At 73.4% G+C, this 18,813-nt stretch carries 16 protein-coding genes; 13 read left to right on the forward strand and 3 right to left on the reverse strand.

Features of this window, described 5'->3' with window-relative positions; translation table 11 throughout:
• Positions 1-30 precede the first annotated feature (30 nt).
• Entirely contained in the window at positions 31-1,833 is a 1,803-nt protein-coding gene (locus ABZ457_RS25615; protein ID WP_359161636.1) for a glycoside hydrolase family 15 protein, read from the reverse strand.
• 521 nt (positions 1,834-2,354) lie between these two features.
• Between ABZ457_RS25615 and ABZ457_RS25620 the strand changes: the two genes are divergently transcribed.
• From ABZ457_RS25620 to ABZ457_RS25680, 13 genes are all read left to right on the forward strand, one after another.
• Positions 2,355-4,013, forward strand: coding sequence for a CTP synthase (locus ABZ457_RS25620; RefSeq protein ID WP_359161639.1), 1,659 nt, complete (start codon positions 2,355-2,357; stop codon positions 4,011-4,013).
• Positions 4,014-4,107: 94 nt separating this feature from the next.
• Positions 4,108-4,734, forward strand: a complete 627-nt coding sequence (locus ABZ457_RS25625) for an NUDIX hydrolase (protein ID WP_359161562.1) — start codon at positions 4,108-4,110, stop codon at positions 4,732-4,734.
• Between the two features lie 245 nt (positions 4,735-4,979).
• Positions 4,980-6,995: a tetratricopeptide repeat protein gene (locus ABZ457_RS25630; protein ID WP_359161642.1), complete on the forward strand. Its 2,016-nt coding sequence runs from the start codon at positions 4,980-4,982 to the stop codon at positions 6,993-6,995.
• 146 nt (positions 6,996-7,141) lie between these two features.
• The gene (ald, locus tag ABZ457_RS25635; protein ID WP_359161645.1) at positions 7,142-8,257 is read left to right on the forward strand and encodes an alanine dehydrogenase; all 1,116 of its coding nucleotides are present in this window, start codon (positions 7,142-7,144) and stop codon (positions 8,255-8,257) included.
• A gap of 351 nt (positions 8,258-8,608) precedes the next feature.
• The gene (locus ABZ457_RS25640; protein WP_359161565.1) at positions 8,609-9,787 is read left to right on the forward strand and encodes a ParA family protein; all 1,179 of its coding nucleotides are present in this window, start codon (positions 8,609-8,611) and stop codon (positions 9,785-9,787) included.
• A complete protein-coding gene (locus ABZ457_RS25645; RefSeq protein WP_359161568.1) occupies positions 9,772-10,338 on the forward strand; it encodes a hypothetical protein in 567 nt (188 codons plus the stop codon). Before ABZ457_RS25640 ends, ABZ457_RS25645 begins: the two co-directional genes overlap by 16 nt.
• A 564-nt stretch (positions 10,339-10,902) precedes the next feature.
• A complete protein-coding gene (locus tag ABZ457_RS25650; protein WP_359161571.1) occupies positions 10,903-11,913 on the forward strand; it encodes a segregation/condensation protein A in 1,011 nt (336 codons plus the stop codon).
• Positions 11,910-12,539, forward strand: a complete 630-nt coding sequence (scpB, locus tag ABZ457_RS25655; protein ID WP_359161574.1) for an SMC-Scp complex subunit ScpB — start codon at positions 11,910-11,912, stop codon at positions 12,537-12,539. Before ABZ457_RS25650 ends, scpB begins: the two co-directional genes overlap by 4 nt.
• 10 nt (positions 12,540-12,549) lie before the next feature.
• Positions 12,550-13,662 carry a pseudouridine synthase gene (locus tag ABZ457_RS25660; protein ID WP_359161577.1) on the forward strand — a complete coding sequence of 371 codons (1,113 nt, stop codon included), beginning with the start codon at positions 12,550-12,552 and terminating at the stop codon, positions 13,660-13,662.
• 156 nt (positions 13,663-13,818) lie between these two features.
• Complete coding sequence (gene pnuC, locus ABZ457_RS25665; protein WP_359161580.1) at positions 13,819-14,484, forward strand: nicotinamide riboside transporter PnuC; 666 nt, start codon at positions 13,819-13,821, stop codon at positions 14,482-14,484.
• Positions 14,481-15,593, forward strand: a complete 1,113-nt coding sequence (locus ABZ457_RS25670; RefSeq protein ID WP_359161583.1) for an AAA family ATPase — start codon at positions 14,481-14,483, stop codon at positions 15,591-15,593. The genes pnuC and ABZ457_RS25670 overlap by 4 nt, the downstream gene beginning before the upstream one ends.
• A 65-nt stretch (positions 15,594-15,658) precedes the next feature.
• Positions 15,659-16,432, forward strand: coding sequence for an NUDIX domain-containing protein (locus ABZ457_RS25675; protein WP_359161648.1), 774 nt, complete (start codon positions 15,659-15,661; stop codon positions 16,430-16,432).
• On the forward strand, positions 16,429-17,487 hold the full coding sequence (locus tag ABZ457_RS25680) for an ADP-ribosylglycohydrolase family protein (protein ID WP_359161586.1): 1,059 nt from the start codon (positions 16,429-16,431) through the stop codon (positions 17,485-17,487). The genes ABZ457_RS25675 and ABZ457_RS25680 overlap by 4 nt, the downstream gene beginning before the upstream one ends.
• Positions 17,488-17,526: 39 nt before the next feature.
• Here the strand turns inward: ABZ457_RS25680 and ABZ457_RS25685 are convergent, their stop codons facing one another.
• Both ABZ457_RS25685 and ABZ457_RS25690 read right to left on the reverse strand, forming a co-directional pair.
• A complete protein-coding gene (locus ABZ457_RS25685) occupies positions 17,527-18,222 on the reverse strand; it encodes a nucleotidyltransferase domain-containing protein (RefSeq protein ID WP_359161589.1) in 696 nt (231 codons plus the stop codon).
• 50 nt (positions 18,223-18,272) lie between these two features.
• The gene (locus ABZ457_RS25690; protein ID WP_359161592.1) at positions 18,273-18,707 is read right to left on the reverse strand and encodes a Rieske (2Fe-2S) protein; all 435 of its coding nucleotides are present in this window, start codon (positions 18,705-18,707) and stop codon (positions 18,273-18,275) included.
• Positions 18,708-18,813 lie beyond the last annotated feature (106 nt).

The raw sequence follows: 18,813 nt of genomic DNA on the forward strand, positions 1-18,813 counted from the left end.
GCCCCGCCGCCTGACCCGGCCCGGCGCCGGTCAGCCGCCGTACGCGCCGGAGGCGGTCAGCCGCAGGGCCGTGTCGATCAGGGGGACGTGGCTGAACGCCTGCGGGAAGTTGCCCACCTGCCGCTGGAGGCGCGGGTCCCACTCCTCCGCGAGCAGGCCCAGGTCGTTGCGGAGGTTCAGCAGCTTCTCGAAGAGCTTGCGGGCCTCGTCGACCCGGCCGATCATCGCCAGGTCGTCCGCCATCCAGAACGAGCAGGCGAGGAACGCCCCCTCGTCGCCGGGCAGGCCGTCGACTCCCGCGTCCGAGCCCTCGGTCGGGTAGCGCAGGATGAAGCCGTCCTCGGTGGACAGCTCCCGCTGGATCGCCTCGATGGTGCCGATGACCCGCTTGTCGTCCGGCGGCAGGAAGCCCATCTGCGGGATGAGCAGCAGGGAGGCGTCCAGCTCCTTGGAGCCGTAGGACTGGGTGAAGGTGTTCCGCTCCCGGTCGTAGCCCTTCTCGCAGACGTCCCGGTGGATGTCCTCGCGCAGCTCGCGCCAGCGCTCCAGCGGCCCGTCCGCGTCGCCGGACTCGATGAGCTTGATGGTGCGGTCGACGGCGACCCAGGCCATGACCTTGGAGTGGACGAAGTGCCGGCGCGGGCCGCGGACCTCCCAGATGCCCTCGTCGGGCTGGTCCCAGTGCTTCTCCAGGTACTGGATCAGCTTGAGCTGGAGGAGGGAGGCGTAGTCGTTGCGGTTCAGCCCGGTCATGTGCGCCAGGTGCAGGGCCTCGGTGACCTCGCCGTAGACGTCGAGCTGGAGCTGGTGGGCGGCGCCGTTGCCGACGCGGACCGGGCGGGAGTTCTCGTAGCCCGGCAGCCAGTCCAACTCGGCCTCGCCCAGCTCCCGTTCACCGGCGATGCCGTACATGATCTGGAGGTTCTCCGGGTCGCCCGCGACCGCGCGGAGCAGCCACTCGCGCCAGGCGCGGGCCTCCTCGCGGTAGCCGGTGCGCAGCAGCGAGGAGAGGGTGATCGCCGCGTCCCGGAGCCAGGTGTAGCGGTAGTCCCAGTTCCGGACGCCGCCGATCTCCTCGGGCAGCGAGGTGGTGGGCGCGGCGACGATCCCGCCGGTCGGCGCGTAGGTCAGCGCCTTCAGCGTGATCAGGGAGCGGACCACCGCCTCCCGGTAGGGGCCGTGGTAGGTGCAGTGGTCGACCCACTCGCGCCAGAAGTCCGCCGTGGCCTCCAGCGACGCCTCGGGCTCGGGCAGCGCGGGCTGGTCCCGGTGGGAGGGCTGCCAGCTGATGGTGAACGCGATCCGCTCACCGGGGGAGACGGTGAAGTCGGAGTAGGTGGTGAGGTCCTTGCCGTAGGTGTCGGCCTCGGTGTCCAGCCACACCGAGTCCGGACCGGCCACCGCGACCGTGCGGTTGCCGACCTTGTGCACCCACGGCGTGATCCGGCCGTAACTGAACCGCATCCTCAGCTCGGAGCGCATCGGCACCCGGCCGCTGACGCCCTCCACGATCCGGATGAGCTGAGGGGCCCCGTCGCGCGGGGGCATGAAATCGGTCACTCTCACCGTGCCGCGCGGTGTGTCGTACTCCGATTCGAGGATCAGGGAGTCGCCCCGGTAGTGCCGGCGGTCGGCCGACGGCGGCGCGGAGTCCGCGCCGAACGCCGGGCCGAGCCGCCAGAAGCCGTGCTCCTCGGTGCCGAGGAGACCGGCGAAGACGGCATGCGAGTCGAAGCGGGGCAGGCACAGCCAGTCCACCGTGCCGTCCCGGCAGACCAGTGCTGCGGTCTGCATGTCTCCGATGAGTGCGTAGTCCTCGATGCGCCCGGCCACGTGCATCTCCAGTCGAACGGCCACGTCCGCCCCGCGGGGCGCTTACTGCGGTCTGCGGTTACTGCGGTTACTGCGGTCAAGGGTCGTTGACGAGCCGCGGCGACCCGGAACCACCGTCGTGGCGGTGTCGCCACTCGACTGGTGTGGGGGGCCGTCCGCCCGGCCGGCGGGCTGGGAAACGCCGCCTGTCCGGTGCTGCTCGGCAGCGAGTGTCCGAGCAGGATACGACGCGCACAGGGGGTCCGCGCAGGTGTCCTGGCAACGTTATTGCGCCGAACGGGTGAGCGGCAGGTGGGGTGCGCCGAGCGGTTGTCCCGCCGTCCGGCCGCGGCGTGCCCCGGACCGTATACGGCCGGATCGGCTGGAAGCGACGGTGCGCCGTCGCTGATACCCTGGTACCCCGTGGACCGGTGGCCGTCCCGAGTCGGACTCGCCGCCGAAACCGCAGCGACGCCGTCCCCGCCACCAGGCCGGACGCCGGACGCACCCCACCACGCGACCACGGGAGCCCCCTCTTGGCGATGCCGCCCAACACCATGACGACCAAGCACATCTTCGTCACCGGGGGTGTCGCCTCCTCCCTCGGCAAGGGCCTCACGGCCTCCAGCCTCGGCGCGCTCCTCAAGGCACGGGGCCTGCGGGTCACGATGCAGAAGCTCGACCCGTACCTGAACGTCGACCCGGGCACGATGAACCCCTTCCAGCACGGTGAGGTGTTCGTCACCAACGACGGCGCCGAGACCGACCTGGACATCGGCCACTACGAGCGCTTTCTCGACGTCGACCTCGACGGCTCCGCCAACGTCACCACCGGCCAGGTCTACTCGCAGGTCATCGCCAAGGAGCGGCGCGGCGAGTACCTGGGCGACACCGTGCAGGTCATCCCGCACATCACCAACGAGATCAAGTCGCGCATCCGCCGGATGGCCACCGACGACGTCGACGTGGTCATCACCGAGGTCGGCGGCACGGTCGGCGACATCGAGTCGCTCCCGTTCCTGGAGACCGTCCGCCAGGTCCGCCACGAGGTGGGCCGGGACAACGTGTTCGTGGTGCACATCTCCCTGCTGCCCTACATCGGCCCGTCCGGCGAGCTGAAGACCAAGCCGACCCAGCACTCGGTCGCCGCCCTGCGCAACATCGGTATCCAGCCGGACGCGATCGTGCTGCGCGCCGACCGGGACGTGCCGACCGCGATCAAGCGCAAGATCTCCCTGATGTGCGACGTGGACGAGGCCGCCGTGGTCGCCGCCATCGACGCCAAGTCGATCTACGACATCCCGAAGGTCCTGCACACCGAGGGCCTGGACGCCTATGTGGTGCGCAAGCTCGACCTGCCCTTCCGCGACGTGGACTGGACGACCTGGGACGACCTGCTGGACCGGGTGCACAACCCCGACCACGAGGTCACCGTCGCCCTGGTCGGCAAGTACATCGACCTGCCCGACGCCTATCTGTCGGTGACCGAGGCGATGCGCGCCGGCGGTTTCGCCAACAAGGCCCGGGTGAAGGTCAAGTGGGTCACCTCGGACGACTGCAAGACCCAGGCCGGCGCCGAGAAGCAGCTCGGCGACGTGGACGCCATCGTGATCCCCGGCGGCTTCGGTGAGCGCGGGGTGGACGGCAAGGTCGGCGCGATCCGCTGGGCCCGTGAGCACAAGGTGCCGCTGCTCGGCCTCTGCCTGGGCCTCCAGTGCATCGTGATCGAGGCCGCCCGGAACCTGGCCGAGATCCCCGACGCCAACTCCACCGAGTTCGACGCGGCCACCGCGCACCCGGTGATCTCCACCATGGAGGAGCAGCTCGCCTATGTGGAGGGCGCGGGCGACCTGGGCGGCACCATGCGCCTCGGCCTCTACCCGGCCAAGCTCGCCGAGGGCTCGATCGTGCGCGAGGTCTACGACGACCAGCCCTACATCGAGGAGCGCCACCGCCACCGCTACGAGGTGAACAACGCCTACCGCGCGGAGCTGGAGAAGAAGGCGGGCATCCTCTTCTCGGGCACCTCCCCGGACAACAAGCTGGTGGAGTACGTCGAGTACCCGCGCGATGTGCACCCCTACCTGGTCGCCACGCAGGCCCACCCGGAGCTGCGCTCGCGCCCGACGCGCCCGCACCCGCTCTTCGCGGGCCTGGTGAAGGCGGCCGTCGAGCGCCAGCAGGCGGGCACGGGCGACTGATCCGCTGATCCGCAGACGATACGGTTGACCGGGGTGCGCGCCCTTCGCGGGCGGCGCCCCGGTTTCCGTGTGCGCGCTGTGGAAGGACGCTTCGATGACCCTCAAGGACACGCCCGAGGAGTGGCCGGTCACCGCGACCGCGACGCCGTTCCGGGGCAACAAGACGAGCGTCCGCACCGACAGCGTCGTCATGCCCGACGGGTCGGTCGTCACCCGCGACTACCAGGTCCACCCGGGCTCGGTCGCGGTGCTCGCCCTGGACGAGGAGGGCCGGGTCCTGGTCCTGCGCCAGTACCGGCACCCCGTCCGGCACAAGCTGTGGGAGATCCCGGCCGGTCTGCTCGACGTCCCCGGCGAGAACCCGCTGCACGCCGCCCAGCGCGAGCTGTACGAGGAGGCGCACGTCAAGGCCGAGGACTGGCGGGTGCTCACCGACGTGTACACCACCCCGGGCGGCTGCGACGAGGCCGTGCGGATCTTCCTGGCGCGCGACCTCTCCGAGGCGGAGGGGGAGCGGTTCACGGTCTCCGAGGAGGAGGCAGACATGGAACTCGCCCGGGTGCCGCTGGAGGAGCTGGCGCGCGGGGTGCTCGCCGGTGAACTGCACAACACCTGCCTGGTGGTGGGCGTGCTGTCGGCGACGGCGGCCCTGAACGGCGAGGGCGTGGACGCGTTGCGGCCCGCCGACGCGCCGTGGCCGGCCCGGCCGTTCGAGGCGTAGGCCGCCCGCCCGGTCCGCCGGGACCGCCGGGTGACGGGCCCTCAGACCTCCAAGTGTGACGATCAGTTGATCCGATCGAGGGGTCCGGGTCCCGTACCCGTCCGTGCCGCCGGGAACGTCCCGGTCCGTGAACTAGGCTCGCAACGCCCGTGCGGAGCCCCGGCGGGCTCGGCTCGTGCGCGGACGGAGCGTGGCCCGTGACGGATCAGGCGCTGGACCCGGTCGGCCCCGACCGGACGGACGACATCCGGTCCGGCTCGCGTGACCGCACCCCCGGCAGACGGCCCGGCTTCCTCGGCCGGCAGCGCGAACTCAAGTCCCTGCACGCCGACATCGAGCGCGCCGGACTCGACACCCTCGCCGGCCGCAAGGCCCCCCGCGCCCGGGTCCTCCTCGTCGCGGGCCGCCCCGGCTCGGGGCGTACCGCCCTCGCCGAGGAGTTCGCCCGCTCCGTCGCCGACCGCTACCCGGACGGGCTGCTGCGCATCCGGCTGACCGAGCCCGGCGGCCGCCCCGTCCCGCTGGACCAGGCCGCCCGCGGGCTCCTCGACGAGCTCGGCACCGCCTCGCCGCCCGGCGCGGGGGAGGACGAACTCACCGAGGCGGTCCGCGAGGCCCTGGCGGTCCGCCGGGCCGTGCTGCTGGTGGACGACGCCCGCGACGCCGAGCAGGTGGACCTGCTGATCCCGGAGAACCCGGACGCCCTCGTCGTCGCCGTCGCCGAGGGGCCCCTCACGGGCATCCCGGGCGTCCGCCCCTGCACCCTGGGCGGGATGGACCCCAAATCCGCCATCGAAATGCTCACCGCCTTCACCGGCGAGGTCCGCATCACCGTCGACCCGCAGGCCGCCGAGACGGTGGCCGAGGAGTGCGGCGGGCAGCCGGCCGCGCTGCTCCTGGTCGGCGGCTGGCTGGCCGCCCGGCCGGGCTCCTCCGTGGCCGACGCCGTCAAGCAGCTCCGGGCGCTCCCGGTCGACGGTGAGCACCCGCATGCCGCGCGCCCCCTGGTCCGGGCGTTCCGCCTGGTCCACGAGGCCCTGCCGGCGCCGGCCGCCCGGATACTGCGACTTCTCGCCCTCGCCCCCGCCGGCCGGGCCGACGCCCACACCGCCTCCGCCCTCGCGGGCTGCACGGTGTCCGCAGCGCGCACCACCCTCGACGACCTGGCCACCGCCGGGCTGCTGCACCGGCGCGGCGAGGACGGCTTCGAGGTCCCGGGCTGCCTCGCCGGTCATCTGCGCGCCCTGATGGAGGCCACCGACCGGCCCGCCGAGATCCAGCTCGCCCGGGCCCGGATGCTGGAGCGGACCGTGCGCCGGCTCCAGGCCTGCCGGGCGATCACCGAGCCCGAGGGCACCCCGGCGCGCCGGAAGCTGGCCGCGCTGCCGAGGGCCCTGCGCTTCGCCACCGTCGAGGAGGCCGCCGAGTGGCTGCGGGACGGCCGCCCTGCCCTGCTGGCCGCCGCCCGGCTCGCCGTCGACGACGGGGAGCTGGACACCCTCGCCCGCCGGCTGGTGTCCGCGCTGGTCAGGGCCCTGGCGGCGCACTGCGGCACCGAGGCCGCCGCCCCCGAGCTGTACGGGCTGCACCGCCTGGTGCTGGACGTCGCCGGGCGCCGGGGCCTGCACCGGGAGCGCGCCGCGGCCCTGCTCAACCTCGCCGACCTGGACGCCCGGACCGGCCGCACCCGGGAGGCACTGGCCCGCTACCGGGCCGCCCTCGACGCCGGACGGCTCGGCGGCGACGCCTACGCCACGGGCCGCGCGATGGAATCCGTCGGCGGCGCCTACCAGGAGCTGGAGGACTGGAACCGGGCCGCCGACTGGTACGGCCGCGCCCTGGCCCAGCGCCAGTCCCGCGGCGAGTACGCGGACGAGGCCCGCCTCTACGGGCGGCTCGGCTCGGTGCACACCTACGCGGGCCGGTACGGCGAGGCGCTGCGCCACTGGCGGGCCGCCGTGGCCGGGTACCGCAGGCTCGGCGACGTCCCCGCCCGGGCGCGGGCGCTCAGCGAGGCCGCGCGGGTGCAGGAGTACGCGGGCCGGCCCGAGGAGGCGCTGCGCACCTGCCGGGAGGCGGCCGAGTGGGCGCGGGAGGCCGGGGACACCCGTCTCCAGGCCGCTCTCCAGCTCAGGCTGGCCGACACCCTGGAGCGGCTCGGGGACGTCTCCGCAGCGCAACTGCACCGCCACGCAGCGGAAAGGCTCCTTGGAGAGGAGGGTTCCGCCTACGAAATCCGCAGTGGTTCCGAAGAAGATTAATGCTTTGCAAGGCTAGACAGCGGGAAGTCCTTCATTAGACTGGTCGAGCTGCGTGTTCACGTGGCGTGTCCCGGTGCGCCCAGGTGCGTCTGGGTATCCATGGCATTGACCGCTTTTTTCCCTCTGAGCCAAGGACCGTGATCGACGTGAAGGTCGGCATCCCCCGCGAGGTCAAGAACAACGAGTTCCGGGTGGCCATCACCCCCGCCGGCGTGCACGAGCTGGTGCGCCACGGCCACCAGGTCGTCATCGAGCAGTCCGCCGGCCTCGGCTCCTCGATCACGGACGAGGAGTTCGTCGCCGCAGGCGCGCAGATCCTGCCCACCGCCGACGAGGTCTGGGCCACCGCCGACCTGCTGCTCAAGGTCAAGGAGCCCATCGCCGAGGAGTACCACCGCCTCCGCAAGGACCAGACCCTCTTCACCTACCTGCACCTCGCGGCCTCCCGCGAGTGCACGGACGCCCTCCTGGAGTCCGGCACCACCGCCATCGCCTACGAGACCGTCGAGACCGCGAGCCGCGCCCTGCCGCTGCTCGCCCCGATGTCCGAGGTCGCGGGCCGGCTCGCCCCGCAGGTCGGCGCGTACCACCTGATGCGCTCGGCCGGCGGGCGCGGCGTCCTGCCCGGCGGCGTCCCCGGCACCCACGCCGGCCGTGCCGTGGTCATCGGCGGCGGCGTCTCCGGCTGGAACGCCACCCAGATCGCCGTCGGCATGGGCTTCCACGTCACCCTGCTCGACAAGGACATCAACAAGCTGCGCGAGGCCGACCGGATCTTCGGCACCAAGGTGCAGACGATCGTCTCCAACGCCTACGAGCTGGAGCGGGCCGTCGTCGAGGCCGACCTCGTCATCGGCGCGGTGCTCATCCCCGGCGCCAAGGCCCCGAAGCTGGTCACCAACGAGCTGGTCGCCAAGATGAAGCCAGGAAGTGTCCTTGTCGACATCGCCATCGACCAGGGCGGCTGCTTCGAGGACTCCCGTCCGACCACCCACGCCGAGCCGACCTTCACGGTGCACGACTCGGTCTTCTACTGCGTCGCCAACATGCCCGGCGCGGTCCCCAACACCTCCACCTACGCGCTCACCAACGCCACGCTGCCGTACATCGTGTCGCTGGCGAACAACGGCTGGGTCGAGGCGCTGCGCCGTGACCCCGCGTTGGCCAAGGGCCTCAACACCCATGACGGCAAGGTCGTCTACCAGGAGGTCGCCGAGGCGCACGGCCTGGAGAGCGTGGAGCTGCACACCCTGCTGGTCTGAGTTCCCCGGCGCCGGGGTCAACCCGCGCCGTCAACCTCTCGTGTCCGGCCGGTCCTTGGGAAGCAAGGTCCGGCCGGACATGTGCGTCCGGGCCCCGCGCGGGCGATCAACTCGTCTCGAACGTAACCCTTTAACCGTTTCGCCCACCCCCGAAACCGGCGCACCGAGGCACGTGAAAAGGGGCGTGCGCCCTTGACAGAGGGGAGTTCGATTACCGACACATCGGGCCGGGTCCGGCGGATTGTGTTGCTGCGGACCGGTGACACGCCATAGAGTCGCCAACCGTCGGCATGGTGCCACGCTGACCTATCGATAAGTGTCCTGGTCACATCCAAGGAGGTAAGACGACTTGTGAATGAGTCGACATTTACTCCCGGGGGTGGACGGCCAGGAGCGGTCGCGGCGGGCTCGGACCCGTCGGCCGGACCCGATGCCGCCGGCTCCGTCGCCCTCCGCTCGCCGGCGACGCACCAGCAGCCGACGCACCTGACGACACCCCACACGATGAAGACGATGGACGGCCCATACGTGAACGCCACGGCCGGCAACGAGAGTGGCCGAGAGTCCACCCACTTCGCCGCCTACGAGGAAGTCCCCGAGGGGCACTTCTACGACCCCGACGCCGAGTACGAGCCCGACCCCGAGTACGCGGCCACCCTCGCGCCCGACGCCGCGCGCCAGCGCCGCGAGCGGATCGGCCCCACCGGCCGGCCCCTGCCGTACTTCCCGATCCCGGGCCCGCTGACCGACCACGGCCCCGCGAAGATCATCGCGATGTGCAACCAGAAGGGCGGCGTCGGCAAGACCACGTCGACCATCAACCTGGGCGCGGCGCTCGCCGAGTACGGCCGCCGGGTGCTCCTCGTCGACTTCGACCCGCAGGGCGCGCTCTCCGTGGGCCTCGGCGTCAACCCGATGGAACTCGACCTCACCGTCTACAACCTGCTCATGGAGCGGGGGATGTCGGCGGACGAGGTGCTGCTCAAGACGGCCGTGCCCAACATGGACCTGCTGCCGAGCAACATCGACCTCTCCGCCGCAGAGGTGCAGTTGGTCAGCGAGGTCGCGCGCGAGTCCACGCTCCAGCGCGCGCTGAAGCCGCTGATGTCCGACTACGACTACATCGTGATCGACTGTCAGCCCTCCCTCGGCCTGCTCACGGTCAACGCGCTGACCGCCGCGCACAAGGTGATCGTCCCGCTGGAGTGCGAGTTCTTCGCGCTGCGCGGGGTGGCGCTGCTGACCGAGACCATCGAGAAGGTCCAGGAGCGGCTCAACCCCGACCTGGAGCTCGACGGCATCCTCGCCACGATGTACGACTCCCGCACGGTGCACAGCCGCGAGGTGCTGGCGCGGGTCGTCGAGGCGTTCGACGACCACGTCTACCACACGGTCATCGGCCGGACCGTGCGTTTCCCGGAGACCACGGTCGCCGGTGAGCCCATCACCACCTACGCGTCCAACTCCGTGGGCGCGGCCGCCTACCGCCAGCTCGCCAGGGAGGTGCTCGCCCGGTGTCACGCCGAGTGAGTCTGCCCGGGGCCGACGAGCTGTTCCGTACGACCGGGGGCACGGCGCTGCAGGCGTCCACTCCGCGCAAGCAGGCGAACGGCGAGCCGCGGGTGCCCGCGCCGGCCGGTGAGAGCGCGCCCGCGACGGAGGGTGCGGCTCCGGAGGAGCCGCAGGAGCACGCCACCGCGGACGCGGAGACCGTCGGCGAGCAGCGCAGCCGCGGCGGTGACGCGGCGGGCGGCGGCACGCCGCGGGCCCGGCGGGCGCCGGCCGCGGCGACGGGCGCGGGACCGGCCGCCGCTCCCGAGGCCGCGGGCGCGCCCCGGCGGCGCGGGCGCGGGGTCAACCGGCGGCCCAGCGGGCGCGAACGGCACGACGAGAAGATCACCGTCTATGTGTCGGCCGAGGAACTGATGGACCTCGAACACGCGCGCCTGGTGCTGCGCGGCGAGCACGGCCTCGCGGTCGACCGCGGCCGGATCGTCCGCGAGGCGGTCGCGGTCGTCCTCGCGGACCTGGAACAGCGCGGCGACGCGAGCATCCTGGTCCGCCGGCTGCGCGGCCGCTGACCCGGCCGGACGCGATAACCTGCGTCCTCGCCCACCCGCGCCGCCCCCTGGACCACCATGCCCCCGCCCGACGAAACGTCCCGCCCCCCGTCCCGCCGCGCCCTGGGCCGCGGCCCGGGGGCGTCGCGTCCGCCGGCGGCCCCGGGGGGCGCCGCCGGCGCTTCGGACCCGACCGAACCGGGTGGGGTTGTCGTCCCGCCGGAGACGGGCGCGCCTTCGGACCCGGCTGACCCGGGCGGGGCCGTCGTCTCGTCGGGGACGAGCGCGTCTTCGGGGGACGTTCCTCCCGACGCGGGCCGGGTCGCCGTTCCGGAGACAGCCGAGCCCCCGGGGAACATCGGGGCGCTGGACAGCCCCGCCCCCGACGCGCGCGCGTCGGTTGCTGCCGGGCCTGCGGCGGGCACGCGTGCCGCGAACCCCGGCGGGCCGCCTGCCCAGGCTGACCCGGTTCGGGCCGCCGTCCCGGAGACGGGCGCGCCTTCGAGGGGCGTTCCTGCGAACGCCCCCGCCTTCGGTTCGGCCGAACCGCTTGCCGCGAGCCCGGCGGCGGGCGCGGCCACGGGCGTGGGCGTGTCTCCGGTGGCTGGCCCGGTCGCACTTGCCGACGCTCCGGCCCCGCCCGGGCCGGGCGGGGCCGGAGCGGTGCCCGCGCAGGCGGGGTCGGCCGACGCCACAGAGGGCGTGAGCCAGCCCGCGTCCCCGGAGGACGTGCGTGACGCCCCCGGGGACGCGGGCCCGCCCGGGGCGCAAGGCCCCGATACCGCCGGGGACGGGCGGTTCACCGTGCGGCTGGCGAACTTCGAGGGGCCGTTCGACCTTCTGCTGCAGCTCATCTCGAAGCACCGGCTGGACGTGACCGAGGTCGCCCTGTCCAAGGTGACCGACGAGTTCATGGCGCACATCCGGGCCATGGGGCCGGACTGGGACCTCGATCAGACGACCGAGTTCCTCGTCGTCGCCGCGACCCTGCTCGATCTCAAGGCCGCCCGGCTGCTGCCCGCCGCCGAGGTCGAGGACGAGGCCGACCTCGCGCTGCTCGAAGCGCGGGACCTGCTCTTCGCCCGGCTGCTCCAGTACCGCGCGTACAAGCGGATCGCGCAGATCTTCGAGGGCCGGCTCGACGACGAGGCCCGTCGCTTCCCGCGGACCGTCGGGCTGGAGCCGCACCACGCCGAGCTGCTGCCCGACGTCGTCATCAGCATCGGCCCCGAGGGCTTCGCCAGGCTCGCGGTCAAGGCCATGCAGCCCAAGCCGAAGCCCCAGGTGTACGTGGACCACATCCACGCGCCCCTGGTCAGCGTCCGGGAGCAGGCCGAGGTGGTCGTCGGGCTGCTCAGGGAGCGCGGCAGCGCGACCTTCCGGGAGCTGACCGAGGGTGTGGACGACACCCTCACCGTCGTCGCCCGCTTCCTCGCGCTGCTGGAGCTCTACCGGGAGAAGGCGCTCGTGCTGGAGCAGCCGGAGGCACTGGGCGAGCTGACCGTCACCTGGGCCGGGGGTGCCGGGGAGGACGTCACCGTCACCGACGAGTTCGACCGGATCGTGGAGCAGGACGTGAAGGAGGAGAAGGCGTGAGCGCACCAGTGGGCGAGGAGGAGCAGCCGGCGCTCAAGCCCGCGCTGGAGGCCGTGCTCATGGTCGTCGACGAGCCCGCGACCGAGGAGCACCTCGCCAAGGTGCTGGAACGCCCCCGCCGGGCCGTCGCGGACGCGCTGCGGGAGCTGGCCGACGAGTACACCGTCCAGGGCCGCGGCTTCGAGCTGCGGCTCGTCGCGGGCGGCTGGCGTTTCTACAGCCGCCCCGAGCACGCCGCCGCCGTCGAGCGCTTCGTCCTCGACGGGCAGCACGCCCGCCTCACCCAGGCCGCCCTGGAGACCCTCGCCGTGGTCGCGTACCGCCAGCCGGTGAGCCGGTCGCGGGTCTCCGCGGTGCGCGGGGTGAACTGCGACGGCGTGATGCGCACCCTCCTCCAGCGGGGTCTGGTCGAGGAGGCGGGCACGGAACCCGAAACAGGTGCGATCCTGTACAGGACGACGAACTACTTCCTGGAGCGGATGGGCCTGCGCGGCCTGGACGAACTGCCGGAACTCGCGCCCTTCCTCCCCGAGGCGGACGCGATCGAGGCGGAGACGCAGGAGGGGCTCCCGTCGTTCGACCCGGACGCACCGGATGCGCCGGGCCGTGAGGACGCAGACGACTGATGGAACTTTGATGCGAAGCAGCAGCGGCAGGAACAGCAGCGGAAACAACGGCGGGAGCCGTGGTGGCAACAGCGGCGGCCGCGGCAGCAGCGGCGGCGGGCGCGGCAACTACCGCGGCGCCGGCAACAGCCGTGACGACCGGCAGGGCGGTGGCGGCGGCCGTCCGCGCAAGCCGCGTCCCGAGGAGCGGCGCTACGACGTGGGCGGCACCGAGGAGCCCCGCAAGGGCCGCGGCGGCGCGGCCCGGGGCGGCGCCAAGGGCGGCCCCCGCCAGTCCCCGCAGCGCGGCGGCGGGCGCACCACCCCGGCCCGCTCACGCGAGTACGACGCCCGCGCCGAGGAGCGCAACCGCGAGCGGTACGCGAACAAGCCCGTGAGCGGGACCCCGAAGACCTCCGGGGAGGAGGGCGAGCGCCTGCAGAAGGTCCTCGCCCGGGCCGGCATGGGCTCCCGGCGCGCCTGCGAGGAGCTGATCGACGCGGGCCGCGTCGAGGTCAACGGCGAGATCGTGATCGAGCAGGGCGTGCGCGTCGACCCGGAGAAGGACGAGATCAAGGTCGACGGCCTGACCGTCGCGACCCAGTCGTACCTGTTCTTCGCGCTGAACAAGCCGGCCGGTGTCGTCTCCACCATGGAGGACCCGGACGGGCGCCAGTGCCTGGGCGACTACGTCACCAACCGCGAGACCCGCCTGTTCCACGTGGGGCGGCTCGACACGGAGACCGAGGGCATCATCCTGCTCACCAACCACGGCGAGCTGGCGCACCGCCTGACCCACCCCAAGTACGGCGTGAAGAAGACCTACCTCGCCGCGATCCAGGGCCCGCTGCCGCGCGAGGTCGGCAAGCGGCTCAAGGACGGCATCCAGCTGGAGGACGGCTACGCCCGCGCCGACCACTTCCGGGTCGTGGAGCAGACCGGCAAGAACTACCTGGTCGAGGTCGTCCTGCACGAGGGGCGCAAGCACATCGTGCGCCGGATGCTCGCCGAGGCGGGCTTCCCGGTGGAGAAGCTGGTGCGCACCGCCTTCGGGCCGATCACCCTGGGCGACCAGAAGTCCGGCTGGCTGCGGCGGCTGACCAACACCGAGGTCGGCATGCTGATGAAGGAGGTCGGCCTCTAGGTCGCCTCGCCCCCCTTCCGGCACGGTCCCGAGGAGCCCGCGACCCCCGTGGTCGCGGGCTTCTCCACGTCCGGGCGCGGAACCTCTGGTGCGGAAACCCCTTGTGGGGACGGCCGTCCAACCTTTATGGTCACTCTGACCATTAAGGAGGTCGTCGTGAGTCTCAGGGAGATGCTCCAGCCCTTGCAGCAACCGCTCTTCACCCTGCTCGGCACGCCCGTGAGCTGGGTCGAGGTCCTCGGCTTCGGCAGCGGCGCGCTCTGCGTCTGGCTCGTCGCCCGCCAGCACATCGCGAACTGGCCCATCGGGATCGCCAACAACCTGTTCTTCATCCTGCTGTTCACCGGCGCGGGCCTGTACGCCGACGCCGGTCTCCAGATCGTCTTCATCGCCCTCGCCGCGTACGGCTGGTGGACCTGGACCCACGGGGGTGGACCAGGGACCGGCGGCACGCTGCCCGTGCGGCGCACCACCCGCACCGAGTGGCTGTGGCTGCTCGCGGCGGGGGCGGTGGGGACCGCGGCCGTCACCGTCTTGCTGGACCGGGCCACCGACTCCACCGTGCCCTTCTGGGACGCTCTGACCACCGCGCTCTCCCTGATGGCGACCTACGGGCAGTGCCGCAAGCGGCTGGAGTCCTGGTGGCTGTGGATCGCGGCGGACGTGGTCTACATCCCGCTCTACGCCCACAAGGACCTCTATCTGACCTCGCTGCTCTACGCGGGCTTCCTGACGCTGTGCGTCGTCGGACTGCGCGCCTGGCGGCGGGATCTCGCCGCGGGGGCCGCCGGTGCCCGCCCGGCCGTGGAGGCCGCCGTATGAGCCGGCCGGAGCCGGGGCCCGCCCAGGGCTCGGCCGCGTCCCGGCCGCGCCACGGGCTGGTGCTGGGCAAGTTCTATCCGCCGCACGCGGGCCACCACCACCTCGTCCGCACCGCCGCCGAGCGGTGCGAGCGCCTCACCGTGCTGGTGTGCGCCGCGTCCGTGGAGAGCGTTCCGCTGGCCGACCGGGTGGCGTGGCTGCGCGAGGTCCACCCGGAGGTGCGGGTGGTCGGCGCGGTGGATGACCACCCCGTGGACCTGTACGACGAAGACATATGGGCTGCCCATATGGAGGTTTTCACTACAGCGGTGCCCGAACAGGTGGATGCCGTCTATACGTCGGAGGAGTACGGGGACGAACTCGCCCGCCGGCTGGGCGCGGTGCATATCTGCGTCGACCCCGACCGGAGCGCGTACCCGGTGTCCGGTACGGCCGTACGCGCGGACCCGGCCGGGCGCTGGGACTTCCTCGCCCCGCCGGTCCGGGCCGGGCTGACCCGCAGGGTCGTCGTCCTCGGCGCCGAGTCCACCGGGACGACCACGCTCGCCCTCGCCCTCGCCGAGCACTACCGGGCGCGCGGCGGCGTCTGGGCGCGGACCGGGTATGTCGCCGAGTACGGCAGGGAGTACAGCGAGCGCAAGCTCGCGGAGCTGCGGGCCGAGCGGCCCGGCGCGGACTGGTCCGGGGTCGCGTTCGCCTCCGAGGAGTTCCCGGTGATCGCCAAGGAGCAGGCCGCCCGCGAGGAGGCCGCCGCCCGGGCCGGCTCCCCGGTCCTGGTCTGCGACACGGACGCCTTCGCGACCACGGTCTGGCACGAGCGGTACCTGGGCGGCCCCTACCCGGCCGACCCCGAGCCCCGGACCCAGCACCTGTGGGTCCTCACCGACCACGAGGGGGTCGCCTTCGAGGACGACGGTCTGCGGGACGGCGAGCAGCTGCGGCCGTGGATGACCGAGCGCTTCCGGGAGGAACTGGCCCGCACCGGGCGGCCGTTCATCGAGGTCACCGGCCCGCACGAGGTGCGGCTCGCCGCCGCGGTCGCGGCGGTGGACGCGCTCCTGGCGGACGGCCTCCGGTTCGCCGACCCGCTCCCGGAGCGGCGCCGGTGACCGGCGGGACGGGCCTGCCCGGCGGTGCGGGCGGCGGCTCGGGCGCGGGCGGCGGGCCCGGTGGGTTGCGGCGGCCCGAGGGGTACGACCCCGCCGCGTTCCCGCCGTTCGCCGTGACCGTCGACCTCGCCGTGTTCACCGTGCGCGGCGGACGCCTCCAGGTGCTCCTGGTCGAGCGCGGCCAGGAGCCGTACCGGGGGAGGTGGGCGCTGCCCGGCGGCTTCCTGCTGCCGGACGAGTCCGCGGAGAGCGCCGCCCGCCGTGAACTGGCCGAGGAGACCGGCCTGTCCGCCGGCCCCGGCCTGTCCCCGGGCAGCGGCAGGTCCGCGACCGCCGACGGGTCCGCCGCCGGTCCGCACCTGGAGCAGCTGGGGACCTACAGCGAGCCGGACCGCGACCCGCGGATGCGCGTCGTCTCCGTCGCGTTCACCGCCCTGGTCCCGGACCTGCCCGAACCGCGCGGCGGCGGGGACGCGGCCCGTGCCCGCTGGACCCCGCTCGACGAGGCGGGGCCGCTCGCCTTCGACCACGACCGCGTCCTCGCCGACGCGCACGAACGGATCGGCGCCAAGCTGGAGTACACCTGCCTGGCCACCGCGTTCTGCCCGCCCGAGTTCACCCTCGGCGAGCTCCAGCAGGTCTACGAGACGGTCTGGGGCGTCGAGCTGGACCGGCCCAACTTCCGGCGCAAGGTCCTCGCCACGCCCGGCTTCGTCGAGCCCGTCGAGGGCGGGGCGCGCCGTACCGGCGGCCGGGGCAAGCCCGCCGCGCTCCACCGGGCGGGCACGGCCCGCTCCCTGCACCCACCGCTGCTGCGACCCGAAGGACGGCGCCCATGACCACCACCCCGCACCCCGACCGGACCGGCACGTCCACCCCGCCCACCGGCAAGCGGGCCGCGAGCGGGGCCCTGTTCGGCCTGGCCCTCGGCGACGCGCTCGGCTTCCCCACCGAGTTCAACGACGTGCCCTCGATCCTCGCGAAGTTCGGCCCCTGGCGCGGGATGGACCTCCCGAGACCCGCGATCGTCACCGACGACACCCAGATGACCCTGGCCCTCGGGCGCGGTCTGCGCACCGCGATGTCCGGCGGCGGCCCGCTCACCGGCTCCCTCCTGGAGCAGCCCGTGCGCGCGGAGTTCGTCGACTGGTACCACTCCCCGGAGAACAACCGCGCCCCCGGCCGCACCTGCCTGGTCGCCTGCGAGCAGCTCGACGGCGACCGGCCCTGGCAGGACGCCGGCCAGCTCGGCTCCAAGGGCTGCGGCGCCAATATGCGCGTCGCCCCGATCGGCCTCGCCCCCGGACTGAGCGACGACCGGCGCGCGGGGGCCGCCCAGTTGCAGTCCGCGCTCACCCACGGCCACCCGACCGCCCTCGCCGCGAGCGACCTCACCGCCCATGCCGTCCACCTCCTCGCCCGGGGCGCCGAACCCACCGGCCTGGTCGGCCTGCTCCGCTCCTACGCCCTGGAGAACCGCACCCGCTACCACGGGGACTGGCTCGGCGACCTGTGGACCCGCTCCACCGCCGACGCCTCCCCGGAGGCGTTCATCGCCCGCGGCTGGGACGAGTGCCTGGCCATCCTGGAACGCCTGGCCGCCGCCGCGGCAGCCCCCGAACCGGAGCTCGACCCCTGCCTCGCCACCGGCGACGGCTGGATCGCGGAAGAGGCCCTCGCCACCGGCCTCCTCTGCTTCCTGATGTTCCCCACCGACCCCCTCACCGCCCTCCGCCGCGCGGCCTGCACCCGCGGCGACTCCGACTCCCTCGCCTGCCTCACCGGCGCCTTCACCGGCGCCCACCTCGGCGCCGCCGCCTGGCCCACCGAATGGACCGACCGCATCGAATACCGCACCGACCTGCGGGAACTGGCGACGGCCTGGGACGTGTGAGCACGACGACCCGTCCCCCGGGGAGTGCCTGCGGACCGGCTACCCGTACGGATACGCCTCGGCTGAGGCCCGCCGGACGCGGAAGAGGAAGTCCTCCACGCGGGCGCGGTCCGGGGCGGCGGGGAGTGGGGTGGTGGGGAGGGCGGCCTCGGCCTCGGTGGTGAGGCGGGTCAGGCGGGCCTCGACGGTGGGCCAGGGGACCTCGCCGTGCTTGACGGCCAGCAGGGAGTCGCGTTCGTCGCCGACGTCGAGGACGAGTTCGCCGGTGCGGAGCAGGTTCCGGCAGGAGAGCAGGAGCCGCAACAGGTGCATGGCGTGCTTCCAGCGGGGGGCGCCGTGCGTGCGGATGTGGGTGTCGAGGCGGCGGCGCTGGCCGTGGGCGTAGCGGACGAAGGTGCCGTACGCCTCGCGGGAGAGGAACGCGTCGCGCAGGGCGAGGAGTTCGCGGCCGGTGGCGTCCGCGTGCTCGACGAGGGGGGAGTGCAGGCACTCCAGGACGTTCGGGTTGGCGCGGAGGGCCAGTTCCAGGAAACGTTCCAGCTCCCAGGAGAACTGCTCCTCCGCCGGGCCCTCGATGTGGGTGGGCGGTTTGGTGAGGCGCCAGTACAGCGGGGCCGGCGCCACGAACACGCCCCGGCGGTCCGTGTCGCTGGACTCCGTGGCCAGACCGAAGGCCCGTGACCCCATGACACAGGCGTAGACGGTGTGGTCGCGCACCAGGGTCTCGGGGGTCATGCGGGGAGGGTACGGGAGTGACCGCGCGGCCCGGACCGGCGGCCCACGGGTCAGGCCCGCAGCACCGTGCCGCCTTCGACGGTGATCGGCTCCGCCGGCAGCGGCCGGGTCGCGGGGCCCGTCAGGACCGCGCCGTCCGCGACGGCGAAGCGGCTGCCGTGGCAGGGGCACACGATCGCGCCGTCGGTCACCGAGCCGACCAGGCACTGCTGGTGGGTGCAGACCGCCGAGAACCCCTCGAACCGGCCCTCCTCGGGCTGGGTCACCACGATCCGCTGCTCCTTGAGGATCACACCCCCGCCGACCGGGACCTCGGCGGTGCCCGTCAGCTCCTCGCCCCCGGCGCCTCCGGTCGGCGTCCCCGTCTCCGTGGGGGCTCCGGCCGTGGGGGAGGGCCCGTCGTCCCCGCCTCCGCCGCCGCACCCGGCCACCAGTACCGCCGCCCCGGCCGCCGCCAGGACGGACCTCCGGCAGGTCTGCGCCATCTCGTCGCTCCGCTCGTCTCGGTCCCACGCGCCGCCCGTCGTCCGGCGCCCGCGTCCCGGCATCCTGGCGTGCCACGGGCCGGGGGCGGTGGCACCGCGCCCCGGC

Origin of the sequence: Streptomyces sp. NPDC005805, assembly GCF_040630445.1 — a bacterium.
In the GTDB taxonomy this organism is placed as follows: domain Bacteria; phylum Actinomycetota; class Actinomycetes; order Streptomycetales; family Streptomycetaceae; genus Streptomyces.